Raw genomic sequence first — 24,866 nt, 5'->3', positions numbered from 1 at the left:
TAGTCACCGAGGGAGCCTCGGCTGTTTTGGTCAATTTCCTGTTAAGGCTGATCCGGAAGCCAAGGCGCGCTATAGGGCGGACATGACCGACGAGCCCCTGATCCCGCACAGCCCCACCGAGGACGAATACGTCCGTCAGGTGACCAGCGCGGAGCCTCTGCCCCTGCTGCCGGAGGCCGACCCCTTCGCCCTGTTCGCCGAGTGGCTGAAGGCGGCGGACAAGTCCGAGCCCAACGACCCGAACGCCATGGCCCTGGCCACCGTGGACGAGGACGGCCTGCCGGACCTGCGCATGGTGCTGCTGAAGGACGTCGATCCCTCGGGCTTCGCCTTCTACACCAACCTGGACAGCGCCAAGGGGCGCGAGCTGGCGGCCAATCCCAAGGCCGCCCTGCTGTTCCACTGGAAGTCCCTGCGCCGCCAGGTGCGCGTGCGCGGCGCCGCGGAGCGCGTGACCGACGCCGAGGCCGACGCCTATTTCGCCACCCGCGCCCGCCCCAGCCAGCTGGGCGCCTGGGCCTCGGACCAGTCGCGGACCCTGCCGGACCGTTTCGCCCTGGAGAAGAAGGTGGCCGAGGTCGGCCTGCGCTTCGGCCTGGGCAAGGTCGCCCGCCCGCCGCATTGGTCGGGTTTCCGCATCAAGCCCGTGGCTATCGAGTTCTGGCGCGACCGCCCGTTCCGCCTGCATGAGCGGCTGGTGTTCGAGCGGACCTCGCCCGACGCCGCCTGGACCACACGACGCCTGTTCCCATGACCACGCCCTCCGAACTGGCTCACGAGGCCGACATCGCCCAGTGGTTCGGCGAAAAGGCCGAGCGGGTCATCGAGACCTCTTGCGCCCGCGTCTTCCTGCTGGGCGACAGCGCCTGGAAGGTGAAGCGTCCGGTCGATTTCGGCTTCCTCAATTACTCCACGCTGGAGCTGCGCCGCTGGGCGCTGGAGCGGGAGCTGACCTTCAACCGCGCCGCCGCCTCCGACATCTATCGTCAGGTGACGCCCATCGTCCGCCTGGCTGACGGCTCCCTGGGCCTGGGCGGGGAGGGGGAGGTGGTCGAGCACGCCCTGGAGATGCGCCGCTTCGACGAACATGCCGTCCTCGCCGCCCAGCCCTGGGCCGTGGACGACGCGGTGGAGGAAAGCCTCGGCCGCACCATCGCCGCCTTCCACCAGAATTCAGCCCTTCGCCCGAACGGCGGCGGTGTGGCGGCTCTGGGCTACACCATCCGCTCCAACGCCAACCTGCTGACCGGCCTTGGCCCGCGCCTAGGCGAAGGCGCTGTGGCCCGCCTGGTGGCGGAGACAGACCGCGCCTTCGCCGCCCAGGGCGACCTGCTGAACGCCCGCGCCGGCCAGGGCTTCGCCCGCCACTGTCACGGCGACCTGCATCTGGGGAACATCCTGCTGGAGGACGGGCGGCCGATCCTGTTCGACTGCATCGAGTTCAACGACGTGCTGTCGGACATCGACGTCCAGTACGATCTGGCCTTCCTGCTGATGGACCTGGATTTCCGCCGTCGGCGCGACGCGGCCAACCGGGTGATGAACGCCTATTTGGATGAAGCCGCCCGCACCTTCGGCGATGGTCTGTTCAGCGGTCTGTCGGCCTTGCCGCTGATGCTGTCGGTGCGCGCCGCGGTGCGCTGCCACGTTCAGGCGTACAGCGGCGACGACGAGGCGGCCCGCGCCTATCTCGCCACGGCCCTGGCGCATCTGGAGCCGAAGCGCACGGGCCTGGTGGCTGTGGGCGGCCTGTCGGGTTCGGGCAAGTCCACCTTCGCCCGCGCCGCTGCACCCGGCCTGGGCGTCGCGCCGGGGGCGGTGGTCCTGCGGTCGGACGAGCTGCGCAAGCGCCTGTGGGGCGCGGCCCCGCTGGAGAAGCTGCCCGCCGGGGCCTACACGCCGGAGTTCGGCCTGAAGGTCTATGCCCGCCTGTTCGAGGAAGCCGCCATGGTCCTGGCGACGGGCCGCTCGGTGGTGCTCGACGCCGTGTTCCTGAAGCCGGAGGAGCGCCAGCAGGCCGCCGATCTGGCGGAACGCGCCGGCGTCCCGTTCCAGGGCGTCTGGCTGCAGGCCCCCGCCGAACTGCTGCGCCAGCGCGTGGACGACCGCACCGGCGACGCCTCCGACGCCGACGTGAAGGTGCTGGAGGCCCAGCTCACCCGTGACCCCGGCGCGCTGGATGGGTGGCGGAAGATCCAGTCCGACGCGGCGTTCGAAGGTGAGGCGAAGGCCCTGGCGGAGATGCTGCGATGAACTCCCTCTCCCTTGATGGGAGAGGGGCAGGGGTGAGGGTGACCACGGTCGTTCAGCCGCACCGTCGTCCGCCGCCGCATCACCCTCATCCCCGCCCCCTTCTGCCTCAAGGGAGAAGGGGGCGGGACGCGGCCGCTCTGTGACGTAACATTGCTCCGCCGCCACCCCGATTGCGCACCGCAGCATCCCCGGTTACCGTTCGACTAAACAACGATAATACGAGGAAATGCCGATGCTTGGTCTGATGCAGCATGGGGCTTTGACGGTCGACAAGATCATCGAGCACGCCGGCCGCTGGCATGGCGACCGCGAGGTCGTCACCCGTTCGGTGGAAGGTCCCATCGTCCGCACGACCTATGCCGACATCCTGGTCCGGGCCAAGCGCCTGTCCAGCGCGCTGGTCACCCTGGGGATCAAGCCGGGCGAGCGGGTCGCGACCCTGGCCTGGAACACCGCCCGCCATATCGAGGCCTGGTATTCCATCATGGGGATCGGCGCGGTGTGCCACACCCTGAATCCGCGCCTGTTCCCCGACCAGATCGCCTGGATCGCCAACCACGCCGAAGACCGCATCATCTTCGTCGACCTGACCTTCATCCCGATCCTGCAGGCCATCCTGCCCAAGCTGCCGCTGGTCGAGCATGTGATCGTCATGACCGACCGCGTCCACATGCCGGCGCTCGACTTCAAGTCGGTGCTCTGCTTCGAGGAACTGGCCGAAGCCGGTTCGACCGACGTGAAGTGGGGCGGCTTCGAGGAGGAGACCGCCTGCGGCCTCTGCTACACCTCGGGCACCACGGGCGACCCCAAGGGGGTGCTCTACTCGCACCGCTCCAACTACCTGCACACCCTGCTGACCTTGCAGACCGACGTCATGGGCCTGTCGGCGCGCGACACCATCCTGCCGGTGGTGCCCATGTTCCACGCCAACGCCTGGGGCACGGCCTTCTCGGCGCCGGGCGTCGGTTCGAAGATCGTCATGCCGGGCCCGAAGATGGACGGGGCCTCGATCTACGAACTGCTGGAGACGGAGCAGGTCACCTTCTCCGCCGCCGTGCCCACGGTCTGGCAGATGCTGCTGCAGCACATGCAGGGCGCCAATCTGAAGCCCAGCACCCTGAAGCGCGTGGTCATTGGCGGCTCGGCCTGTCCGGAAAGCATCATCCGCGCCTTCCACGACGACTATGGGGTTGAGGTGATCCACGCCTGGGGCATGACCGAGACCTCACCGCTCGGCACGCTCGGCTCCATGAACGCCAAGGTCTCGAAGCTCAGCTTCGACCAGCAGATGCCGTATCGCCTGAAGCAGGGCCGCGTGCCGCTGGGCGTCGACCTGAAGGTGGTGGACGACGAGGGAAATCGCCTGCCACACGACGGCAAGACCTTCGGCCGCCTGCTGATCAACGGCCCGATCATCGTGAAAGGCTACTTCAAGGGGCAGGGCGAGGTGCTGGACGAGGAGGGCTTCTTCGACACCGGCGACGTGGCCACCATCTGCCCCGAAGGCTTCATGCAGATCACCGACCGCGCCAAGGACGTCATCAAGTCCGGTGGGGAGTGGATCAGCTCCATCGACATCGAGAACATCGCCGTCGGCCATCCGACCGCCGCCCTGGCCGCCGTCATCGGCGTCGCTCACCCCAAGTGGGACGAGCGTCCGCTGCTGCTGGTCAAGCTGAAGGAAGGGGAGGCGGCCACCAAGGAGGACTACCTGTCTTTCCTGAACGGCAAGATCGCCAAATGGTGGATGCCCGACGACGTGGTCTTCGTGGACGACATCCCCCTCGGCGCTACGGGCAAGATCGACAAGAAGCGCATCCGCGAAGGTTTCAAGGACTACGTTCTTCCAACGGCGGTCGCCTAACTGTATATCGTGAGCATTGTTCGATGATCGGCGTAATTAATCGTCCCTAAATAATTGGGGCGAGATTGCGGCGATATTGTCGGCATCTTTGCCACATCTGTTCGCATTGCGACGTTTTTCGGCACTTTCCTGCTTCAATAGGCGGCGTTCGCCTCTATTCCCGGCGCCGCTGGGCTGCGAGGTGACGCTAGGTCGCTCAATCGGGTCCGGCGCTCGGTAGACCCTGGCCGCCTCCCTCCCCCCATCCTCCGGGCGGCCCGCGTAGAGAAAGAAGTAGAAGAGTGCAGAATGTGCGTGGGCGCCTGCTGGCGTCATCGATGATCTGCGGCTTGGTGGCCGCGGGTACGTTTGTTGCTCCGGCTGTCGCGTTCGCTCAGGACGCCGGTGAAGATGTGGCGGTCGAAGAGATCATCGTCACCGGTTCGCGCATCCGCCGCGACACCTTCAGCGCCCCGGTCCCGCTGGCTGTCGTCAGCAGCGAAACCATCCGCGCCGGCGGCAACACGATCCTGGGCGACGCCCTGATGGATCTGCCGCAGCTGAACCCGGCCACCAACGGCCAGAACAGCTCGTCGACCCTGTTCCTCGCCGGTCAGTCGCGCGCCGACATCCGCGGCCTGGGCCCGAGCCGCACCCTGGTGCTGGTGGATGGCCGCCGCCACGTCTTCGGCGACGCCACGTCCCCGGCCGTCGACCTGAACATGATCCCCTCGATGATGATCGAGCGCGTCGAAGCCGTCGCGGGCGGCGCCTCGGCCGTCTACGGTTCGGAAGCCATCGCCGGCGTCCTGAACATCATCATGAAGAAGCAGCAGGACGGTCTCGAACTGGACGCCCAGGTCGGCGTCTCGGACGAGAACGACGGTGAAGAGTACCGCCTGTCGGGCATCTGGGGCGGCAAGTTCCTGGACGACCGCCTGAACGTCGTCATCGGCGGCGAGTATGCTCGCCAAGAGCCGGTCATGCAGCGCGACCGCGGGTGGGCCTATCCGGGCATCCGCCGCAACAACACCCTGTCGCCCGCGGCCCAACCGATCATCAAGAACAGCCGCAGCAACACCACGCCGTTCGGCACCTTCCAGCTGCGCGGCGGCACGAACCCGTACGCCGTGACCCTGGACGTCCGCGATCCGAGCCAGGTGACCCGCCTGTCGGCCGCCTGCGCCCCGGCCAACGTCCTGGCCACCTGCCAGGACGAGTCGCTGTTCTACACGGGCACGCTGAACGCCCTGCAGGGCAACGTCGAGCGCGGCTCGCTGCGCGGCTACGCCGACTATCGCGTCAGCGACAACGTCAAGGCGTTCGCCGAGCTGAGCTACGCCCGCACCGAAGGCTACGGCATCTTCCAGCCGGCCTTCAGCCAGACCACGGGCGGCGGCACCATGCCGGTGTTCCTGTACGGCGATAACGCCTACCTGGCGGCCAACAACGCCACCGCCGCTCAGCTGCGCGGCTTCTGGGCCGACGCCGGCCTGGGCTTCAATCAGGACTCGCGCGCCGCTGTCGGCCGCTTCTGGACCGAATTCGGCGGCCGCGACGTCTCGTCGATCCGTGAATCCTACCGCGCAGTCATCGGCATGGAAGGCGGCTTCAACGCGCTGAACCGCGACTTCGCCTGGGACTGGTACGCCCAGTACGGCCAAACGGACGGCACGACGATGTCCTACGGCACGCCGTACATCCGTCGCGTGGCCCAGGCCGTGGACGCGGTCGCGCTGAACGGCCAGATCGTCTGCCGCGACGCCGCCGCACGCGCGGCCGGCTGCCAGCCGTGGAACGTGATCAACGGTCCGTCGGACGCCGCCGTCGCTTGGGCCGGTGGGAAGTCGGGCACCGAAAGCACGGTCAAGCAGACCGTCGTCGCGGCCAACATGACCACCGACCTGTTCCAGCTTCCGGCGGGCGCCGTCGGCCTGGCCTTCGGTGGTGAGTATCGCAAGGAAGAAAGCCTGTTCATCCAGGACGCCGCCGGCGCCTCGGGCGAGCTGTTCCTGAACTCGATCGGCCGTCGCGGCGGCGAGTACGACGTGGCGGAAGTCTACGGCGAAATCGCCGTGCCGCTGCTGCGCGACCTGCCGTTCGCCGACGACCTGCGCGTCGAGGCCGCTGGCCGCTACTCGGACTACTCCTCGATCGGCGGGGTCTATCAGTGGCGTCTGGCTGGCGAGTGGGCTCCGGTCCGCGACGTGCGCTTCCGCGCCAACCACGGCGTCGCCGTCCGCGCGCCGAACATCGTCGAGCTATACTCCCCGCAGAGCCGCAACTTCACGACCGCGGCCGTCGATCCTTGCGACAAGGACGCCTTCGCCGGCGTTTCCGCCGCTCAGCAGGCCGCCCGCCGCGTGAACTGCGCCGCGGTGATCCCGAACTACAACCCGACGACCTTCACCTCGTCGTTCGGTCCGGGCCGCGCCTCGCTGCCGCTGCTGCAAGGCGGCAACACCAACCTGCGTGAGGAAGAAGCCGAAACCGAACAGCTCGGCGTCGTCATCCAGCCCCGCTGGGTGCCCGGCCTGCAGCTGTCGTTCGACCACTTCCGCTACGACCTGGACGGCTACATCAGCACTGTTCCGGTCAACACGGCCCTGACGCTGTGCTACGACTCGGCCCAGTCGGTCGCCACCAATCCGGCCTGCGCCAACGTCGTTCGCGACGCCAGCGGCGCCGCCAGCGGCACCATCGGCGGCGTGACCGAAGTGCTGCTGACCAACCAGAACATCGCCAAGGTGCGCGTGCAGGGCTACGACGCCTCGATCGCCTACACCTTCGATCTGGCCGACGCCCTGGCCGGCGGCGCCTATGACATGGGTCGCCTGCAGCTGCGCCTCGACGTCACGCGCACCTACGAGTGGCGCTTCCAGGGCTCGGCCCAGGACACGTTCCGCAACTTCGCGGGCTACGTGACCTACGCCGCTCCGGAGTGGAAGGGCGCGCTGAACGCCGTCTATTCGTTCAAGGACCTGACCCTCGGCTGGCAGACGACCTATGTCGGCAAGATGTCACCGACCGAAGCGTTCAACGACAGCCAGCTGACCCCGTACTATGTGCCGGAATACTTCCGCCACGACGTGCGCGCGTCCTACAACGTGAACGACAAGATCACCGTTCGCGGCGGCGTCCAGAACCTGTCGAACGAGATCCCGCCGTACCTGCCGGAGGTTTACCTCGGCACCAGCACGGGCTCGTCGCAGTACGACAACCGCGGCCGCTTCTTCTTCGTCGGCGCAACCATGCGCTACTAAGGAGAGGCGGGCTCCGGTCTGCTGAAGGGAAGGGCCGCCGGTTCACCGGCGGCCCTTTTTCTATGCGGTGCGTTCTTCGACTTGCGCTTCGCGCAGCTCAGGATGACGCGTTCAGAGCCAACCGAAGCTCGTCATGCTGAGCGGGAGCGCAGCGACCTGTCGAAGCACGCAAAGCGCTCAAGCCAGCCTCAACACCGTCTCCACCCCCGGCGGGCCGTCGCTGATGACCCGGCCCTCGCCGACCAACTGCACCACATGGCCCAGCAGGGAATGCGCCGCCGCCGGGTGCAGGCGCGGGTCCACCGCCACGTACAGCACCGGCACCATGGCGCGGATGGTGGTCGGCCCCTCGGCCAGGGCGGCCAGGACCTGGGCCTCCCGCGCCCGGCGGTGGGCGATATAGGCGTCGATGAACGGCTGCGGGTCAGTGACCGGCGGGCCATGGGTCGGCCACAGGGTGGCGAAGCCGCTGGCCTTCACCCGGTCCAGGCTTTCGAAATAGGCGGCCATGTCGCCGTCGGGCGGGCTGATCACCGTCGTCGACCAGCCCATGATGTGGTCGCCGCTGAACAGGGCGTTCTCTTCCTTAAGGGCGTAGCTCACGTGGTTCGAGGTGTGGCCCGGCGTCGGCACGGCCTCCAGCGTCCAGCCCGGGCCTTCGAACACCTCCCCGTCTTCCACCTCGAAGTCGGGGCGGAACGCGTCGTCGTGCTCGTCGTCGAAACCGGCGGGGATTTGCCCCCGCGGCTGGCGCGACCGCCCCCACACCTTCGCCCCCGTGGCCGCCGACAGGGCGGCGGCGAGGGGAGAGTGGTCGGCGTGGTCGTGTGTGATCAGGATGTGCATCACCCGCTCATTCCCCAGCGCGGCGAGCAGGGCCTCCAGATGCGCCGGCAGGTCCGGCCCCGGATCGATCACCGCCACCTCGCCCTCGCCGACGATGTAGGTCCCGGTCCCCAGATAGGTGAAAGGGCCGGGATTGTCGGCGATCACCCGCCGGATGCGGGGCGACACCCGATCACAGCGGCCGTACTGGAAGTCGAGCTCGCGGACGAAGGGGATCACGGCTTAGCGGGGCAGAACGCCCGAGAGGTCGTATCCGGCCGCCTCGCCCAGGGCGACCAGGTCGTCACGGCTGCTGGCGCCCGACGCCGCCTGGCCCAGGGACCAGCTGACGATCGAGCGGGTGCCCGAACGGCAGAACAGCAGCACCTTGCCATGCGCCTCGTCCACGGCTTCGCGCACCGCGTCCACCTGCTCCGGCGTCGGCATGCCGCGCACCGGGATATAGATGTAGGCGAGACCTGCTTCCTCAGCAGCGGCGGCGATCTCGGCGCCGTCGGGCTGAGTCGGCTCCTCGCCGTCGGGGCGGTTGTTGACGATGAGGGCGAAGCCCTCGTCCGCGGCGGCGGCCACGTCGGCGGGGGTGATCTGTGGGCTGACCGAGATCTTGTCGGTCACTGTGCGGAAACGGCTCATGGCGGTCCTCAGCTGTCGCGTTTGGCGCGCATCAGGGCGCCGTTGGCCTTGAGGAAGAAGTTCCCCAACTTGCCCTTCTTGATCTCGACGGTGACGCCGTTCTTAAAGCTGCGCGCGGGGTCGGGAGCGTCGGTCTGACGCCACACGGCGCCGTCCTCGAGCTGGAAGTTCCATTCGCCCCGGGCGCCCTGCCAGACCTTGGTGGCGACGGCGGTGATCGCTTCGATGTCGCCAGCCTCGTCGGTCTTCTGGCCCTTCTCTTCCTTGGCCTCGGCCTTGCCGCCCTTGTCCTTGAAGACCTGGGGCAGAGCGACGTTGAAACCGAAGGTGGAGCGTTGGGCCTTCTTGATCTCCTGGCGGTCGACAACCACCACGTCGCCGGCGGTCTGCGCAGCGGCTAGTTGGTCGGCGGCCTTGTCGAAGCAGGCAAGGCGCTCGGCGGCGTCACCGATCTTGCGGCAATTTATGAGTGCATCGAACACCGGCAGTCGCGCCTCGGGAGACGGATTGCCTGTTTGTGAGGCAGCGGGTGAGGCAATCACGGAAACCGCCGCCGCGAGCACTGAAAACCCAAGGCTTTTCATGGAGACTCCTTGTTTGCCAAGGAATACCCCGGCGCACTCTTCTCCCGCAACGCTGTCGTTTCGAGACTAAATCACCCCCGAAGTGGTAGGGAAACGACGGTCGGTGAAACATTTCTGCAACAAGTCGTAAATTGCGGCGGAAATCGTTCAAACAGCAATTCCCAACATCGGCTCGCTTTGATGTAGTCGCGGTCAGGGGGTGAGTTGCGGGATTCCAAAAATCCGAACCCGCGCATTCTCCTCTGTTTTTTGGGGGCACGCCGCTCTGTGCGGCTGCTGGAGGATAAAAATTTGATCAACAAGTCCACGCGTGAGCGCCTGCTCGCGTCTTCGATGATTTGTGGCGCGGCCTTCATGGCCATGTCCGCAACCACCGCCTACGCGCAAGATGACGTCGCGGTCGAAGAGATCGTCGTCACCGGCTCGCGTATCGCCCGTCCGGACCTGGTTTCGACCAGCCCCGTCGCCACCGTCGGCGAGCAGGACCTCAAGCAGTCGGGTGTGGTGAACACCGAAAACCTGCTGAACACCCTGCCGCAAGCCGTTCCGGGCGTGACCTCGACCGTGAACAACGGTTCGGGCGGCGCCGCCACCGTGAACCTGCGCGGCCTCGGCTCCAACCGCACCCTGGTCCTGGTCGACGGCAAGCGTCAGACCCCGACCACCCAGGCCGGCACCGTCGACCTGAACCTGATCCCGACCGCTCTGATCCAGAGCGTGGAAGTCGTGACCGGCGGCGCCTCGGCCGTTTACGGTTCGGACGCCATCGCCGGCGTCGTCAACTTCGTCCTCAAGAAGGACTTCGAAGGCTTCCAGTTCAACGCCGGTTATCAGAACACCGACGATCTGGACGCCCCGATCTACTCGATTGACGCCACCATCGGCGCCAACTTCGACGACGGCCGCGGCAACGTGGTCCTGTCGCTGGGCTACAACGACCGTGAGCCGCTGACCCAAGGCAAGCGCGGCGGTCTGATGGCGCAAGCCTACGGTGAACCGTCGGCCGCCCAACGCGCCGCCGGCATCACCGGCCTGGTTCCGTCGGGCTCGGGCTCGCAGGAAGACGGCACCGTCGGCGGCTTCGCCACCGGCGCGCTGGTCACCATCCCGGGCGTGGCGAACAACGTCGCCAACACCGGCCTGTTCACCGCTGACGGCAGCGTGCGTCTCTACAACGCCGCGTCTGACACCTACAACTTTGCGCCGATCAACTACCTGCAGACCCCGCAGGAGCGTTACTCGGTCACGGCCCTGGGCCGTTACGAACTGGCCCCGGGCATCGAAGCCTTCGCCAAGGGTAACTTCGTCTATTCGGCCGTTACGACGCAGCTGGCCGAAACGCCGGTCGGCAACCGGATCTTCCGCTTCTCGCTGGACAACAATCCGTTCCTCAGCGCGGCCGGCAAGCGGGCGCTGAACAGCCTGGCTTCGACGGCCTCGTACACGATCCCGAACTCGAGCGCCTGGGCTGCCGGCACCTACGCCGACGTCGACGCCAACGGCAACGGCATCTACGACACCGTCACCGGCGTGTTCAACCGCCGCCTGACTGAAGTCGGCCCGCGCATCAACGAGTTCAACTTCTACGGCTTCCAGACCCAACTTGGCCTGCGCGGCGACCTGAACTTCATCAACGGCTCCTGGGAAACGTACATCCAGTACGGCAACACCCACGGCAGCCAGTCGCTGCTCGGCGACACCAGCCTGCAGCGCATCCAGCAGGGCCTCCTGCTGAACGCCGCCGGCACGGGCTGCTTGGATCCGTCCAACGGCTGCGTTCCCGTGAACCTGTTCGGCCGTGGCAAGATCTCCGCCGCCGCCGCCAACTTCATCAAGACCCGCATCGAGTCCTCGCAGGACTACGAGCAACTGGTGGCGTCGGCTTTCTTCTCGGGCAACACCGACAACTTCTTCACCCTGCCGGCTGGCGGCCTGGGCTTCGCTATCGGTTCTGAATACCGCTACGAAGGCTTCGCCTTCCGTCCGTCGCAGGATCTGGCTGTCGGCAACCTGACCGGCTTCAACGCTTCTCCGCCGGTTTCGGGCGACTTCGACGTCTACGAACTGTACGGCGAACTGCTGGTGCCGCTGCTGAAGGACCTGCCCTTCGCTCAGTCGGTGAACCTGGAACTGGCCGGCCGTCTGTCGGACTACTCGTCGCAAGACAAGATCACCAAGACCTACAAGGTCGCTGGTGACTGGGAAGTCTTCGACGACCTGCGTCTGCGCGCCTCGTACAACCGCGCCGTCCGCGCTCCTTCGGTTGGTGAACTGTTCGCCCCGCAGGGCAACGGCTTCCCGACCTCGACCGACCCGTGCTCGGCTCCGGGCTTCGCCAACCTCTCGGCGGGCGCCGCGGCTCAACGCCGTCAGGCCTGCTTGAACGCCGGCGTGCCGGCTGCTGCGATCGGCGTCATCAACGCTAACCAGCAGACCCAAACGCTGACGGGCGGTAACCCGAACCTGGCTCCGGAAGTGGCCGACACCCTGACGATCGGTGCGGTTTACCAGCCGTCGTTCATCCCGCGTCTGGCCATCACGGTCGACTGGTTCGACATCCAGATCGACGACCAGATCGCCTCCTTCGGCGGCTCCACGCAGAACGTGTTCAACATCTGCTACGGCGCCTCGGTGAACGGCAACCCGTCGTCCCCGTACTGCTCGGCGATCCGTCGCCTGGCCAACGGCTCGATCGACTTCGTCTCGCTGACCAACCAGAACGTCGCCTCGAACAAGGTGCAAGGTCTGGACATCGGCGTGTCGTACCGCTTCGACCTGGCTGACCTCGGTCTGCCGGACGCTGGCGGCATCTCGATCAAGTCGCTGTACACCAACACCTGGAAGTCCACCTTCCAGGCCGACGAGATCTCGGCGCCTCTGAAGTGCGCGGACCGCTTCGGTCCGTCGTGCGGCAACCCGACCCCGCGTCACAAGGTCCGCACCGCGATCAACTGGTCGTATGAAAACTACGGCCTGAACCTGGTCTGGAGCTATCTGGATGACGTCTACGACGACAACGCCGCCGTGCGCGTCGTCGAAAAGGTCGGCATCAAGAACTACTTCGACCTGTCGGCCGACTGGCGCGCTACGGACACCGTCTCCTTCACGGGCGGCGTGCGTAACCTGACCCAAGAGAAGTATCCGATCATGGGCGCCAACGCGTCCCCGTCGAACAACGGCTACCCGGCCACGTACGACGTCCTGGGCCGGATGTTCTTCATCAACGCTTCGCTCAAGTACTAAGAGCTTAGTGACAGGAAAGGGCGGCGGGTCTTCGGGCCCGCCGCCCAATCTTTTTGTGCTGCTATTTCTACTTTGACTTGCGCCCCGGAACTCAGTTCGCTGACCTAGGGTTGCGTTGTCACAATATGTGTCATTAATGCGACAGGCGCCAAGTTGCCTGTAGCTTGAGCATTCAACCTCCATTGACCCCGTTTCTGGGCGGCAGATAGTCGCGCCATCGAAGCGTTCGCGCCTCGATTCAACAGTAAGGGGAGCGGTCCCGCGTCATCGCGACGGCCGCCGGAGGATCGAAATCTTGCAAAACCAAACCACGCGCACGCGCCTTCTGGCGTCGTCGATGATCTGTGGCGCGGCCTTCATGGCCATGTCCGGCTCGGCGCTCGCCCAAGACGCGACGGTCGAAGAGATCGTCATCACCGGCTCGCGCATCGCGCGCCAGGACTACGTGGCCAACAGCCCTGTCTCCACCGTCACCTCGGAGGCCATCCAGGCCGCCGGCTCGACGACCACCGAAGACGTCCTGAACCGCCTGCCGCAGGTCGTTCCGGGCCTGACCGCCGCGTCCAACAACCCGTCGGACGGCACCGCCACCGTCGACCTGCGCGGCATTGGCCCGACCCGCACCCTGGTGCTGGTCAACGGCCGCCGCATGAACCCGTCGACCCGCGCCAACACCGTCGACCTGAACAACATCCCGACCGCCCTGATCGACCGCGTTGAAGTGGTCACCGGCGGCGCCTCGGCGGTGTACGGTTCGGACGCCCTGGCCGGCGTCGTGAACTTCGTCCTGAAGAACAACTTCGAAGGCGTCGAGCTGTCGAGCCAGTACGGCGTCAGCGAGTTCGGCGACGGCAAGACCTCGAACAGCTACGTGCTGTTCGGCACGAACACCCCGGACGGCAAGGGCAACGTCACCGCCTACGCCTCCTACTATGACCGTGACCGCATCCTGCCGAACAGCGACCGCGCCTGGTCGCTGTCGTCGAACGCCGGCGGTTCGGGCACGGGTGAGCGCGGCGGTTTGAACGCCGTCGGCACCAACCCGTTCGGCGGCTCCACCTCGAGCCCGCAGAACATCCGTTACGCCTTCAACGCCAACGGCACGCCGCGTCCGTTCAACAACGACTTCGGCCTCGGCCCGAGCAGCGACCGCTACGACTTCTCGCCGGTCAACAACCTGCTGTCGCCGGGTGAGCGCTTCAACGCCGCCGTCCTGGGCCGCTACGACATCACCGACAACCTCGAGTTCGTCGGCGAGTTCTTCTACTCGGACAGCCGCAACGCCGCCCAGCTGGCTCCGACGCCGGCGACCGGGATCCAGATCCCGTACAACAACGCCTTCGTCACCCCGGCCCTGGCCCAGCTGCTGGCCTCGCGTCCGAACCCGACCGCGCCGATGTTCTTTGATCGCCGCATGACGGAAGTCGGTCCGCGCGTCGAAACCCGCGACTCCGATCTGTACCAGATCAACCTCGGCCTGAAGGCGGACCTGGGCAACGAATGGCGCGCGGAAGCCTTCTACAGCTTCGGCCGCACCGAGTTCCGCGTCGGCGTCCAGAACGACGTCTCGCGCTCCAAGGTGCAGGCGGCCATCGCGGCCGGCGGCACGGCCACCAGCTGCGCCCCGTCGTCGCTGGCGATCTTCGCCAACTGCGCCCCGCTCAACATGTTCGGCCAAGGCACCATCAGCCCGGCCGCGGCGAACTTCATCCGCATCAACTTCAGCGACCTGACCGTCTTCGAACGCAACACCGCGTCGGGCTTCGTGTCGGGCCCGCTGTTCAAGCTGCCGGCCGGCGACCTGTCGGTGGCCTTCGGCGCCGAATGGCGTGAAGACAAGCTGGACTTCACCCCGGATGCGGCCAAGAACGCCGGCGACATCTTCGGCTTCAACGCCGAACGAGCAGTGGGCGGCTCTTCGAGCGTCGGCGAACTCTACGCCGAAGCCATGGTTCCGCTGGTCTCCGGCGTGACCGGCGCCGAATACCTGGGCCTGGAGCTGGGCGCCCGCTATTCCGACTACTCGTCGGTGGGCAACGTCTACAGCTACAAGGTCGGCCTGGAGTACAAGCCGATCGACCAACTGCGCGTCCGCGGCATGTTCCAACGCGCCAGCCGCGCGCCGTCGGTGTTCGAACTGTTCCAGTCGGGCGACCAGGGCTTCCCGGCCGTGCTCGATCCCTGCACCACGGTCAACCCGGGCACGGGCGCCGCGCGCACCCTGTCGGCCTCGGTCCGCGCCTTCTGCACCGCGCAGCTGGGCTTCGATCCGGTGGCCACCAGCTTCGTCGCTCAGAACACCCAGACGGAATCGTTCTTCTTCGGCAACCCGAACCTGAACGAGGAAAAGTCTGAAACCCTGACCGCCGGCCTGGTGTGGCAGCCGACCTTCGTCCCGGGCCTGACCGCGACGATCGACTACTACGACATCAAGGTCGAGGACTACATCGGCACCCTGGAAGGCGGCGTGTCGGGCATCGTCAACGGCTGCTTCGCCAGCGGTTCGCTGACCTCCGACGCCTGCTTCAACCAAGGCATCGGCCTGCCGCTGATCTTCCGTGACGCCGGCGGCGCCCTGAAGGCCCGCGCGCCGCTCGGCAACGTGTCGGCTCTGCGCACCAAGGGTGTCGACTTCGCGGTCAACTACGGCTGGAACGTGCCGTGGGCTGGCGGCATGTGGGGCGAGAAGCTGAACTTCGACCTCAATGTCACCTACCTGGACAGCTACAAGCTGGACGGCGTGCAGTACAAGGGCACGATCGGCGCCTACAACATCTCGGCCTCGCTGCCGGAATGGAAGGCCTCGCTCCGCCTGGGCTACGACGTCGGCCCGGTCCGCGTGTCGTACACCGGCACGTTCATCGACTCGATGGACAACCAGGGCAACATCCCGGACTTCGAGGACGGCGGCTACGTCGGCACCGACAGCTTCTTCTACCACGACGTCTCGGCTCGCTGGGCCGTGACCGAGAAGGTCGAACTGTTCGGCGGCGTGCGTAACCTGTCCGACGAAACCCCGCCGGTGTTCGACAACGCCCCGGACGGCAACACCGACCCGAACACCTACGACATCATCGGGCGGAACTACTTCGTCGGCGCCAAGCTGCGCTTCTAAGACGAACGGAACGTGCTGGCCGAAAGGTCGGCTCGGGGGCGGCGGATCTTTGGGTCCGCCGCCCTTTCCTTTTGGGCGGCGGGCGGGCTAATGGCCGCAAAGGAGACCTATCATGCGCATCGCCATCGCCTCGGACCACGCCGCCATCGAGCTCAAGGCCGAGCTGACCGCCTGGCTGCGGGAGCTGGGACATGAGGTGGCCGACCTGGGCCCGGACAGCGGCGAACGCGTCGACTATCCCGACTATGGCTACAAGCTGGCCCAACGCGTGGCGGGCGGCCAGGCCGATCGCGGCGTGGCGCTGTGCGGCTCGGGCGTCGGCATCTCCATCGCCGTGAACCGCAATCCGGCCTGCCGCTGCGCCCTGGTCAGCGAACCGCTCTCCGCCGCCCTCTGCCGGGAGCACAACGACGCCAACGTCATCGCCCTCGGCGCGCGCCTGACCGGGGTCGACATGGCCAAGGCCTGCGTCACGGCCTTCCTTCAGACGGAGTTCGCGGGCGGCCGCCATGGCCCGCGCGTCGACAAGCTCGGCGCCCCCTCCGTCTAGAGTTTGGTGATCTTGCGTCGCTCCCCCGCCGTCGTCTATCCCGCCCCGCCGCCCGGCGACCCTGGGGGGCGGCGACGACGTGGTTATCATCGGCGACAGTGGGAACCCCATAGGCGCCTTTGACGCCGCCGGCGCGCTCAAGACCCTGACGAAGATCTCCGACCTCGATCCGTAAGGGGATACGATCTCCATGGCCAACCAAGCCAATCACGCCCTGACGGCAGGCTTCTTCATCGGTGTGGCGGAGACCGATGAGGCGCGGTTCGAGGCCGCCGATGGCTCCGGCGTATTCATCTATGGCAATGACACGGTCGCGCTTCCGGCGGATGACTGATACGTCAAGCTGATTGGCGTCTCGCTTAGCGACCTGCGTATCGACGACGACGGCGTGACCGGCCACTAAATTGGAAAGAGCCGGTCCTTCGCAGGACCGGCTCCTTTGTTTCGGTTAACTGAGGTCGTCCTCAGTCCACCATCCGCGGCGCCAGGACGTTGGCGCCTTGGGACCGCAGGCGGGCATCCATCATCTCGTCCATGATCGCCTTGGCGTTGGGATCGCCCAGCAGCCAGCCGGCGGCGGCCACGGCGCGGGCGCTTTCGGCGCTGACGCCGAAGGCGCGCTCCAGGGCCTCGAAGGGGCTCTTGGGCCCGCCCACGCGCTTCAGGCGCACGTCGCCCTTCATCTTGGCCAGGGTCTTGGCCTGCTCGACCGCGTCGTAGAAGCCGCCGATCTGGTCCACCAGGCCCAGGTCCTTGGCTTGGGCGCCGGTCCACACGCGGCCCTTGGCGATCTCGCGCACCCTGTCGGCCGGCAGCTTGCGGCCGCGCGACACGCGCTCGATGAAGCCCTCATAGGTGTTGTCCATCCAGCGCTCGAACGCGGCGCGCTGGGCGGGGGTCCATTCCTCGCCCGCCGAATAGGTCCCGGCATAGTCGCCGCCGATCTGCAGCTGGCGCGCGTCGACGCCGAAGCGGCCCAGGGCGTCGCCCACGGCGAACTTGCCGCCATAGATGCCGATAGAGCCGGTCAGGGTGCTGGGCTGGCTGAGGATCGACGAGGCTTCCGAGCTGATCCAGTAGCCGCCTGACGCCGCATAGGCGCCCATGGACACCACCACCGGTTTGCCCGCCGCCTTCGCCGCGCGCACCGCCGCCAGGATCTGCTCCGACGCCGTGTCAGAGCCGCCGGGGGACGAGACGCGGAACACGATGGCCTTCACGTCGTCGTCCTTGATCGCGTCGTAGAACGACTTGGACACGTCGTCCGAATAGATCACTTGGTCGGTGGAGAAGGGGCTGCCTCGCTCGCCGGTGCCGGTCATGATCGGGCCCTCGGCGCCGATCACCGCGATGGCCGGTCCGCCCAGGGTCGGGGCGTTGCGGCGGACGCGGGCGGCGTAGTCCTCGAACGACACCACCACCGCGCCCTTGCCGGCGGCCTTCAGAGCGGCGGTCTCCGCCTCCTTCACCTGGCCCACCTTGTCGATCAGGCCCAGGGCCAGGGCGTCGTCGGCCATGTAGGGGCCGGCCTCGATCACGCGGCGCAGGTCGGCGGCGTCCTTCTTGCGATCGGCGGCCACGGCGGCCAGGGCGCTCTCATAGATCGAGCCCATCCACGACAGCTGCGATTCCCGGTGCGCCGGGGTGTAGTCGTCATGCAGGTAGGGGTTGATGGCCGTCTTGTACTCGGCCCGCTGGGCGAACTGCGGCTTCACCCCGTACTTGTCGAACAGGCGCTTGAGAAAGATCTCCTCGCTGAACACGCCCGTGGCCTGGAACGCCGCGCCCGGCTGCATCCACAGCTCGTCCGCCGAGGCGCCGACCATGTAGGTCGAGGCCACCTGGCCCGAGGGATAGAGCCCTTGGCTGTGGATGATCACCTTCTTGCCGGCGGCGCGCAGCCGCTTGAACGCGCCGCGCAGCTCGTCGGCGGAGGCGGGGGTCATGCCGCCCTCGGGCAGGCGCACGAAGAGGGCCTCTACCTTGTCGTCCTTCTCCGCCCGGCGCAGCGTGTCGATGGTGGAGATGACCGACGGCCGCCCGCCCAGCACCGCCAGAGCGGCCATGCTGTCCTGGTCGCTCATGCCCTGGCGCAGGTCCATGCTGATCACCGCATGGGCCGGGGTGGCCGGCGGCGCGGCGGCGCCCGCCGCGAGCGCGATGAGCAGGAATGGAATCCCAATCAGGAACAGGGCCAGGCCCACGAAGACGCCGGCGACGGTCAGGAGAAACTGTTTCATCAAAAGCCCTGTCTGCTGCGCCGCAAACTAAAGGAATTCCCCAAACAGGAAATGGCCCGCGCGATTAAGAAATAGCCATGGTCGCTTTCTCGTCCCCGAGAAATGGGGGAGGGGGACCACGAAGTGGTAGAGGGGGCGCAGGCTGAGCAACCCCAACTCCGCTCACCCCGGCGAAGGCCGGGGCCCAGGTGAAACCCCGCTGACGTTATGGATGAATCTGGATCCCGGCCTTCGCCGGGATGAGCGGAGATGAACGGCGCACGCCCACGCAGCCTCCCCGAAGGGGAAACATCTTGAATTTTCAGGGGAAGAAAATGGTCGGAGTGGCAGGATTCGAACCTGCGACCCCCGCGTCCCGAACGCGGTGCTCTACCAGACTGAGCCACACTCCGACTTGAGGAGGGGGCTTATAGGGGAGGGCGGATCGGGGCGCAAGCGACAGAAACGGCTCTTTGAGAAAATCAGCAAATCCTCGTCATAGCCCCGTTGCATCCTCAAATCGGCTGCGCTATTCCCACGCCCTCGCCGACGCCCCCCAGGGTGTTCGCCGTTCCTGCTGGGGAATGGTGTAATGGTAACACTGCGGTTTTTGGTACCGTCATTCTAGGTTCGAGTCCTAGTTCCCCAGCCACTTCCTCTCCTCATCGCTAGACGACGCCGAGGCGGTCCGCGTTCTCCACATAGATGTTCGTGGCGAAGTAGGGTTTGCGCGCGGGGCCTAGGTCCTTGGTTCGCGGATTGGCTATCCAAACCCGCTTCGCCGCGCCCACGACCTGGATCGAGCGGCCTTCGAACGCGTCGGCCAGGGAGTCCAGCCTGAGCCCCGTGCGCAGGGCCAGCGTCTCCGCCGCCTCGGGCCAGATGACCACCGCCAGGTTGTCGGGGTCCTGCCACTTCTCGCGGGAGTTCAGGAACAGGTTCTGGCCAAAGCGGCCCGTGGACTGGACGGTGAAAGCGAACTTGCCCGTGACGGGCTCCGGATAGGCCGCCCTGGCCAGAGTCACCGCCTGATCCGCGCCGATGAGTTCTTCCGCCTGGGCCGGTCCGGCCAGTCGCCCCCCGCCCAGAATCAGAAGGCCGCCAGCGGCCAGGAAACGCCGTCGCTCCATCTTCGGTCTCCTCGATGCGTCGGGGAGAGCGTACACGCGAAGATTGTAACTTCAACGGCTCCATCGCCGGCGGCGCCCCCCTGCCAACGCATTGCACAGCTTTGATCGAAAACCGGTCAGGCGAAAAAGGTTGGTCCGGAACGGCGTCCCGGTCCTTGAACCCGCCTGCGAACAACCTACTTCTGATCACGACGCCGCGAGGCGTCATGCCCTTCCTGGGCGTTTCCTCCCTAATGACTTCAGCCCGGCCTCGGCCGGGCTTTTCTTTTGGGAGCGAGGTCTGGGGAGAGGGCCTACTGGTGGACGGCCAGGGTCTGGCGCACCGCATTGACGCAGCCCCAGGCGCCCAGGGCGATCATCGCCAGGCCAAGACCGATGAAGCTGATCTTGTCGGCGCGATTGAGCACCACCACGCCGCCGGCCACAAAGGCCAGGCCCAGCAGGCTGCTGAAGAACAGTCCGACGTGCACGAAGATCGAGAAGGCGCGGTTCATCCTCCATGCTTAACAAGCGGGGCCAGGGGCGGGGATGCGACCGCCCGTCCCTGCGTCGGGATGCCTCAGAGGCTCAAAAGCAAACGGGGCGGCCATGCTGGCCGCCCACATCCGCGGAGTTCTAGCCCACCAGTTCGGCGTCCAGGGTGATCTCGGCGTTCAGGACCTTGGACACCGGGCAGTTGACCTTGGCGGCGCCGGCCAGCTCGGCGAACTTGGCCGCGTCGGCGCCGGGGACCTTGCCCTTTAGGGTCAGGTGGATGGCGGTGATGGCGTAGCCGCCGCTCTGCTCCTCCAGGGTCACCTCGGCGGTGGTCTCCAGGCTGTCGGCGGTCAGGCCCGCCTGACCCAGGATCAGCGACAGGGCCATGGTGAAGCAGGCCGCGTGCGCCGCGCCCAGCAGCTCTTCCGGGTTCGATCCCGCCTGCCCCTCGAACCGGCTGGAGAAGCCGTAGGGATAGGCGCTCAGGGCGCCGCTCTCGGTGTTGATCGAACCCTTGCCGTCCTTGATGCCGCCGCTCCAGGCGACCGAACCGCGACGCTTGATCTTCAGGGCCATGATGTTTCTCCCGTTGGCTGAATGCCGCGCGCATCCTAGGACGCCAACGCGACAGCTCTTGAACGGAAGCAACCCGGCGTGCGGATTTCCCCCACCCGCTAGCGGAAAGTTTGACACGGATCGCTGGGCGGCAATCCGCGGCTAGCGGCGTGATGACGCAGCATTTACGGCCACCTTCAGGCTAGACCAAAAACAAGCGCCACCTTAGCGTGTGGTTTACGACTGGGGGGACTATGAAAATCAAAGCTGTTGCTGCGGGCGCGTTCGCGAGCCTGCTCACCTTCGCGCCCGCAGGCGCGCAAGTGAAAGTGCCGGAGGGCACTGAATTCTCCATTCGTCTTGAGGAAGCCGTTTCAAGTTCGTCGGCAAGCGAAGGGGACCGTTTCACCATCAGCTTGGACGACGACGTCAAGCTGCAGGACGGAACAGTGCTTCGCGCCGGCTATCGTGGCGTCGGAGAAGTCGTGGAGGCTCGCGACAACGGCATGCTCGGCAAGAGGGGCAAGCTCAATGTCCGGCTGGTGCATCTGAAGATCGGCGAGGAGAGAATCCGGCTGCGCGCCAACAAGGGGGCCGAGGGTGACGACCGCGTCGGCGCTCAGGTCGTGACCGTGCTTCTGTTCTGGCCGGCCGCCCCCTTCATCAAGGGGAAGGACGTCAGCATAAAGAAGGGCACGATCATGACCGCCTATGCGGATCAGGACGTGATCCTGCCTGAGCTGGTCCCTCCGCCGCCGCAGGTGGACTAGCTCTAAAATCCCTTCAGGCTCAGGCCGTCCGCGTCCGGCGGGGTGCTCGACCCGCCGTTCAGGCTCTTCTGCATCAGCACGATGTCGACCCAGCGCTCCTGCTTGTAGCCCACGTCGCGGAAGGTCCCCACGGGCTCGAACCCCATGGCCGTGTGCAGGCCGATGGAGCCCTTGTTGCCGGTGTCGCCGATGACCGCCATCACCTGCCGCAGGCCCATGGCCGCGCAGGCGTCCAGCACCGCGCTCAGCACCGCGCGCCCGACGCCCTTGCCCTTCGCCTTGGGCGAGACATAGACGCTGTCCTCCACGGTGTAGCGATAGGCGGCGCGCAGCCGGAACGGGCCCGCATAGGCGTAGCCCAGGATCTCGCCGTCCCCCTCCGCCACCAGATAGGGCAGGCCCCGCGACTGGACCCCGGCCATGCGGGTCGCGATCTCATCCGCGTCCGGCGGAACCTCCTCAAAGGTCCCGAACCCGTTCAGGCAGGCGTCGGCATAGATCTCGGCGATGGCGGCGGCGTCAGCGGCGGTGGCGGGGCGGATGTTCATGGCGTGGTGCATACCTCAATCCTCCCCCACAGGGGGAGGGGGACCGCGAAGCGGTGGAGGGGGCTTTGATCAGGTCAGGACTCAGCATTTCCCTCTCCGGCCCTCTGGGCCACCTCCCCATAGGGGGAGGATTTCGCGCCTCTCAGTCCGGCATCGTCTCGAACACCGCGACGTCCGGGGGCAGGGGCGCCCAGTCGGGACGGTCGCGGTTGAAGATGGCGATCTGCGGCTTGAACAGGCTGGGGTCGTCCAGCGAGCCGGCATAGATGGTGTGGCTGTCGCTCTCCCCGACCACGCCGCCGAACACCAGCCCGCCGCAGTTGGGGCATGAGTTGCGCACGGCCTCGCCGCCGTTGAAGGCGGGGGATCGGAACTGCCGGGTCATGCCGCTGAAGCGCACCGCGCTCGCCAGGAAGCCCATGAAGGGGATGAACGGCCCGCCCGACGCCTTGCGGCAGTCGGCGCAGTAACAATGGCCCGTATAGTCCGGCGGCCCCTCCGCTTCGTAGCGGACGCCGCCGCAGAGGCAGCCGCCGGTGATCCTCATCACGCCTTCTCCCAACCCTTCTCCACCGCCCACACGGCGAAGGCGTAGTCGAGAGCGATTTCTTTCAGGAAGTCGAACCGGCCGCTCGCCCCGCCATGTCCCGCGTCCATGTTGATCTTCAGCAGGATGGGGTTCGTGGCGGTGGTGTGGTCGCGCAGCTTGGCGACCCACTTCTCCGGCTCCCAATAGGTCACCCGCGGGTCCGACAGGCCGCCGGTGGCCAGCACGGCCGGATAGGGCTTGGCCGCGATCTGGTCGTAGGGGCTGTAGCTGAGCATGTAGTCGTAGGCTTCTGGGTCCTCGATCGGATTGCCCCATTCGGGCCATTCCGGCGGGGTCAGGGGCAGGGACGTGTCGCTCATGGTGTTGATCACGTCCACGAACGGCACCGCGCCGATGATGCCGCTCCACAGGTCCGGGCGCATGTTGGTCACCGCGCCCATCAGCAGCCCGCCGGCCGAGCCGCCATAGGCCACCGTCCGGCCCTTGGCCCCATAGCCGGCGGCGTGCAGGTGCTCGGCGCAGGCGATGAAGTCGGTGAAGGTGTTCTTCTTCTTGAAGCGCTTGCCGTCCAGGAACCAGCCCCAGCCCTTTTCCGAGCCGCCGCGGATGTGGGCCGTGGCCCAGATCCAGCCCCGGTCCACCAGGCTGAAGTTCCGGATCGAGAAGCTAGGGTCCATGGGGATGCCGTAGCTGCCATAGCCGTACAGCAGCAGCGGGGCGGAGCCGTCCAGCTTGGTCCCCTTTTTCATAAGCACGGTGATCGGCACCTCGGCGCCGTCCGACGCCTTCGCATAGAGCCGCTTTGTCACGTAGTCCGCCGGGTTGTGGCCGGAGGGGATCTCCTGGGTCTTGCGCAGCACCTTGGTGCGCTTGGCCATGTCGTAGTCGAACCACTGACGCGGGGTGGTCGGCGACTGATAGACGTAGCGCATCACCGGGGTGTCGAACTCGTACCCGCCCTCCAGCGACAGGACATAGGCCTCCTCGTCCATGACGATGGGATGCTCGGCGCCGCCCTTTTCGGTGACGACGATGCGGGTGTTGGCGTTGACCCGCTCCAGCCGCACGAAGTGGTTCTGATAGGCGGTGGTCCCGACGATCAGCGTGCCCGGACGGTGGGCGACCCACTCCTTCCAGTTCTTGGCCGACGGATCGGCGACCGGCGCTCGGACCAGTTTGAAGTCAACCGCGTCGCCGACATTGGTGCGGATGATGAAGTCGCCGTCCCAGTGCTCGATGTCGTAGCGGACGCCGGCCTTGCGCGGCTCCACCACCTTGGGCTTGGCGGTCGGGTCGCTGGCCGGGATGATCAGGGCTTCGGAGCTGTCGTTGTTGCCGGCGCTGATGACCAGGAACTGGTCCGAGGCCACGCGGCCGATGCCGATGAAATAGCCCTCGTCGGCCTCTTCATAGATCAGCACGTCGTCCTTGGCGCCGCCGCGGGCCGGGCGGCGATAGATCTTGTCCGGCCGGCCGTTGTCGTCGCGGTGGGTCCAGAACAGCCACTGAGAGTCCGGCGAGAAGGTGAAGTCCCCGGTGGAGCTCTCCACCGGCTCGGCCAGCAGCTGCCCGGTGGCCAGGTCCTTCACGAAGACCTTGAAGACTTCCGATCCCTGCGCGTCCTCGGCATAGGCGAACAGCTTGTGGTCGGGGCTGTGGTCCGCCGCGCCGACCTCCGAATAGGCCTTGCCCTTGGCCAGGGCGTCGGAGTCCAGCAGGACCTCCTCGGCCCCGCCGCCGCGCGGCTTGCGGGCGTAGATCGGGTGCTGCGCACCGACATTGTAGCGGGTGTAGTATTCGAACGCGCCGTCGGGGGCGGGGACGCTGGCGTCGTCTTCTTTGACGCGGCCCTTCATCTCCTCGAACATCGCCTTCTGCAGCGGTTCGGTCTTGGCCAGCATGGCCTTGGTGTAGGCGTTTTCTTCCGTCAGGTGCGCCTTGACGTCAGCCTTGATCAGGCTGGGGTCGCGCAGGACCTTCTGCCAGTTGTCGTCCTTCATCCAGGCGTAGTCGTCGGTCCGGACGCGGCCCAACTGCTCGATGCGCTTGGGCTCCTTCTTGGCGACGGGAGGCCTAATCGTGGAAGAAGGGGGAAGAGTAGGCGACGCGGACATGGATTCACCGGGAATGAGAGCGGAAGAGGCGACCAGGGCGGCCGTGGAGGCCAGAAGTTCGCGTCGGTTTTGCATGCAAGATCCTGAAACCTAGGGGTGCGGCAGGACGCCAGCTTGTGACGCGGATTCGAGGTTGGTCAAATGGGGCCAGTTGAGTCGCGTATTCAAGGGGC

At 66.6% G+C, this 24,866-nt stretch carries 19 protein-coding genes and 2 tRNA genes; 10 read left to right on the top strand and 11 right to left on the bottom strand.

Annotation, left to right across the window (positions count from 1 at the left end):
• Positions 1–82: 82 nt before the first annotated feature.
• The 4 genes from pdxH (at position 83) to P7B02_RS17745 (ending at position 7,359) form a co-directional block, all read left to right on the top strand.
• Entirely contained in the window at positions 83–754 is a 672-nt protein-coding gene (gene pdxH, locus P7B02_RS17760) for a pyridoxamine 5'-phosphate oxidase (protein WP_277787692.1), read from the top strand.
• Positions 751–2,253 (top strand): AAA family ATPase, encoded by a 1,503-nt coding sequence (locus P7B02_RS17755; RefSeq protein WP_277787691.1) that lies wholly within the window; start codon positions 751–753, stop codon positions 2,251–2,253. The genes pdxH and P7B02_RS17755 overlap by 4 nt, the downstream gene beginning before the upstream one ends.
• A 232-nt stretch (positions 2,254–2,485) precedes the next feature.
• Complete coding sequence (locus P7B02_RS17750) at positions 2,486–4,117, top strand: long-chain-fatty-acid--CoA ligase (protein WP_277787690.1); 1,632 nt, start codon at positions 2,486–2,488, stop codon at positions 4,115–4,117.
• A 281-nt stretch (positions 4,118–4,398) separates the two neighbouring features.
• A complete protein-coding gene (locus tag P7B02_RS17745) occupies positions 4,399–7,359 on the top strand; it encodes a TonB-dependent receptor plug domain-containing protein (protein WP_277787689.1) in 2,961 nt (986 codons plus the stop codon).
• A 177-nt stretch (positions 7,360–7,536) separates the two neighbouring features.
• Here P7B02_RS17745 and P7B02_RS17740 read toward each other — a convergent pair whose 3' ends face one another.
• Genes P7B02_RS17740 through P7B02_RS17730 form a run of 3 tightly spaced genes read right to left on the bottom strand, consistent with a single transcriptional unit; the run spans position 7,537 to position 9,320 of the window.
• Positions 7,537–8,424 carry an MBL fold metallo-hydrolase gene (locus P7B02_RS17740; RefSeq protein ID WP_277787688.1) on the bottom strand — a complete coding sequence of 296 codons (888 nt, stop codon included), beginning with the start codon at positions 8,422–8,424 and terminating at the stop codon, positions 7,537–7,539.
• A gap of 3 nt (positions 8,425–8,427) precedes the next feature.
• Entirely contained in the window at positions 8,428–8,838 is a 411-nt protein-coding gene (locus P7B02_RS17735; protein ID WP_277787687.1) for a TIGR01244 family sulfur transferase, read from the bottom strand.
• 8 nt (positions 8,839–8,846) lie between these two features.
• Complete coding sequence (locus P7B02_RS17730) at positions 8,847–9,320, bottom strand: hypothetical protein (protein WP_277787686.1); 474 nt, start codon at positions 9,318–9,320, stop codon at positions 8,847–8,849.
• 393 nt (positions 9,321–9,713) lie between these two features.
• On the opposite strand from P7B02_RS17730, the gene P7B02_RS17725 reads away from it, so the two are divergent.
• From P7B02_RS17725 to P7B02_RS17710, 4 genes are all read left to right on the top strand, one after another.
• Positions 9,714–12,665 carry a TonB-dependent receptor plug domain-containing protein gene (locus P7B02_RS17725; protein ID WP_277787685.1) on the top strand — a complete coding sequence of 984 codons (2,952 nt, stop codon included), beginning with the start codon at positions 9,714–9,716 and terminating at the stop codon, positions 12,663–12,665.
• 295 nt (positions 12,666–12,960) lie between these two features.
• The gene (locus P7B02_RS17720) at positions 12,961–15,780 is read left to right on the top strand and encodes a TonB-dependent receptor plug domain-containing protein (protein WP_277787684.1); all 2,820 of its coding nucleotides are present in this window, start codon (positions 12,961–12,963) and stop codon (positions 15,778–15,780) included.
• Positions 15,781–15,892: 112 nt separating this feature from the next.
• Positions 15,893–16,330, top strand: a complete 438-nt coding sequence (rpiB, locus tag P7B02_RS17715; RefSeq protein ID WP_277787683.1) for a ribose 5-phosphate isomerase B — start codon at positions 15,893–15,895, stop codon at positions 16,328–16,330.
• Positions 16,331–16,520: 190 nt separating this feature from the next.
• Positions 16,521–16,664 carry a hypothetical protein gene (locus P7B02_RS17710; RefSeq protein WP_277787682.1) on the top strand — a complete coding sequence of 48 codons (144 nt, stop codon included), beginning with the start codon at positions 16,521–16,523 and terminating at the stop codon, positions 16,662–16,664.
• 130 nt (positions 16,665–16,794) lie between these two features.
• Here the strand turns inward: P7B02_RS17710 and sppA are convergent, their stop codons facing one another.
• Positions 16,795–18,570 carry a signal peptide peptidase SppA gene (gene sppA / locus P7B02_RS17705; protein ID WP_277787681.1) on the bottom strand — a complete coding sequence of 592 codons (1,776 nt, stop codon included), beginning with the start codon at positions 18,568–18,570 and terminating at the stop codon, positions 16,795–16,797.
• A gap of 315 nt (positions 18,571–18,885) precedes the next feature.
• Positions 18,886–18,962: transfer RNA gene (locus tag P7B02_RS17700), tRNA-Pro, on the bottom strand.
• A 165-nt stretch (positions 18,963–19,127) separates the two neighbouring features.
• Here P7B02_RS17700 and P7B02_RS17695 point away from each other — a divergent pair.
• A tRNA-Gln gene (locus tag P7B02_RS17695) sits at positions 19,128–19,201 on the top strand.
• Between the two features lie 16 nt (positions 19,202–19,217).
• On the opposite strand, the gene P7B02_RS17690 is transcribed toward P7B02_RS17695, so the two are convergent.
• The 3 genes from P7B02_RS17690 to P7B02_RS17680 form a co-directional block, all read right to left on the bottom strand.
• Positions 19,218–19,679: a hypothetical protein gene (locus P7B02_RS17690; protein ID WP_277787680.1), complete on the bottom strand. Its 462-nt coding sequence runs from the start codon at positions 19,677–19,679 to the stop codon at positions 19,218–19,220.
• Between the two features lie 293 nt (positions 19,680–19,972).
• The gene (locus P7B02_RS17685; protein ID WP_277787679.1) at positions 19,973–20,173 is read right to left on the bottom strand and encodes a hypothetical protein; all 201 of its coding nucleotides are present in this window, start codon (positions 20,171–20,173) and stop codon (positions 19,973–19,975) included.
• A 121-nt stretch (positions 20,174–20,294) separates the two neighbouring features.
• On the bottom strand, positions 20,295–20,732 hold the full coding sequence (locus P7B02_RS17680) for an OsmC family protein (protein ID WP_431355830.1): 438 nt from the start codon (positions 20,730–20,732) through the stop codon (positions 20,295–20,297).
• 233 nt (positions 20,733–20,965) lie between these two features.
• On the opposite strand from P7B02_RS17680, the gene P7B02_RS17675 reads away from it, so the two are divergent.
• Positions 20,966–21,481, top strand: coding sequence for a hypothetical protein (locus P7B02_RS17675; protein ID WP_277787678.1), 516 nt, complete (start codon positions 20,966–20,968; stop codon positions 21,479–21,481).
• A gap of 2 nt (positions 21,482–21,483) precedes the next feature.
• Here P7B02_RS17675 and P7B02_RS17670 read toward each other — a convergent pair whose 3' ends face one another.
• The 3 genes from P7B02_RS17670 to P7B02_RS17660 all read right to left on the bottom strand — a co-directional run bounded on the left by P7B02_RS17670 (position 21,484) and on the right by P7B02_RS17660 (position 24,768).
• A complete protein-coding gene (locus P7B02_RS17670) occupies positions 21,484–22,041 on the bottom strand; it encodes a GNAT family N-acetyltransferase (RefSeq protein WP_277787677.1) in 558 nt (185 codons plus the stop codon).
• 130 nt (positions 22,042–22,171) lie between these two features.
• Positions 22,172–22,576 (bottom strand): GFA family protein, encoded by a 405-nt coding sequence (locus P7B02_RS17665; protein WP_277787676.1) that lies wholly within the window; start codon positions 22,574–22,576, stop codon positions 22,172–22,174.
• Positions 22,576–24,768, bottom strand: a complete 2,193-nt coding sequence (locus P7B02_RS17660; protein WP_277787675.1) for a S9 family peptidase — start codon at positions 24,766–24,768, stop codon at positions 22,576–22,578. The genes P7B02_RS17665 and P7B02_RS17660 overlap by 1 nt, the downstream gene beginning before the upstream one ends.
• Between the last annotated feature and the right edge of the window lie 98 nt (positions 24,769–24,866).

This window comes from Caulobacter segnis, from assembly GCF_029543125.1.
Classification (GTDB): domain Bacteria; phylum Pseudomonadota; class Alphaproteobacteria; order Caulobacterales; family Caulobacteraceae; genus Caulobacter; species Caulobacter segnis_D.
Note: the sequence above shows the minus strand (reverse complement) of the source record. Positions and strands in the feature narration are given on the sequence as shown.

What these genes read in the sequence shown, in the direction of transcription:
- P7B02_RS17680 (WP_431355830.1), bottom strand. Translation starts at nt 20,732, where the DNA reads ATGGCCCTGAAGATCAAGCGTCGCGGTTCGGTCGCCTGGAGCGGCGGC.
- P7B02_RS17660 (WP_277787675.1), bottom strand. Translation starts at nt 24,768, where the DNA reads ATGCAAAACCGACGCGAACTTCTGGCCTCCACGGCCGCCCTGGTCGCC.
- P7B02_RS17685 (WP_277787679.1), bottom strand. Translation starts at nt 20,173, where the DNA reads ATGAACCGCGCCTTCTCGATCTTCGTGCACGTCGGACTGTTCTTCAGC.
- rpiB (WP_277787683.1), top strand. Translation starts at nt 15,893, where the DNA reads ATGCGCATCGCCATCGCCTCGGACCACGCCGCCATCGAGCTCAAGGCC.
- pdxH (WP_277787692.1), top strand. Translation starts at nt 83, where the DNA reads ATGACCGACGAGCCCCTGATCCCGCACAGCCCCACCGAGGACGAATAC.
- P7B02_RS17735 (WP_277787687.1), bottom strand. Translation starts at nt 8,838, where the DNA reads ATGAGCCGTTTCCGCACAGTGACCGACAAGATCTCGGTCAGCCCACAG.
- sppA (WP_277787681.1), bottom strand. Translation starts at nt 18,570, where the DNA reads ATGAAACAGTTTCTCCTGACCGTCGCCGGCGTCTTCGTGGGCCTGGCC.
- P7B02_RS17755 (WP_277787691.1), top strand. Translation starts at nt 751, where the DNA reads ATGACCACGCCCTCCGAACTGGCTCACGAGGCCGACATCGCCCAGTGG.
- P7B02_RS17690 (WP_277787680.1), bottom strand. Translation starts at nt 19,679, where the DNA reads ATGGAGCGACGGCGTTTCCTGGCCGCTGGCGGCCTTCTGATTCTGGGC.
- P7B02_RS17665 (WP_277787676.1), bottom strand. Translation starts at nt 22,576, where the DNA reads ATGAGGATCACCGGCGGCTGCCTCTGCGGCGGCGTCCGCTACGAAGCG.
- P7B02_RS17710 (WP_277787682.1), top strand. Translation starts at nt 16,521, where the DNA reads ATGGCCAACCAAGCCAATCACGCCCTGACGGCAGGCTTCTTCATCGGT.
- P7B02_RS17750 (WP_277787690.1), top strand. Translation starts at nt 2,486, where the DNA reads ATGCTTGGTCTGATGCAGCATGGGGCTTTGACGGTCGACAAGATCATC.
- P7B02_RS17675 (WP_277787678.1), top strand. Translation starts at nt 20,966, where the DNA reads ATGAAAATCAAAGCTGTTGCTGCGGGCGCGTTCGCGAGCCTGCTCACC.
- P7B02_RS17670 (WP_277787677.1), bottom strand. Translation starts at nt 22,041, where the DNA reads ATGCACCACGCCATGAACATCCGCCCCGCCACCGCCGCTGACGCCGCC.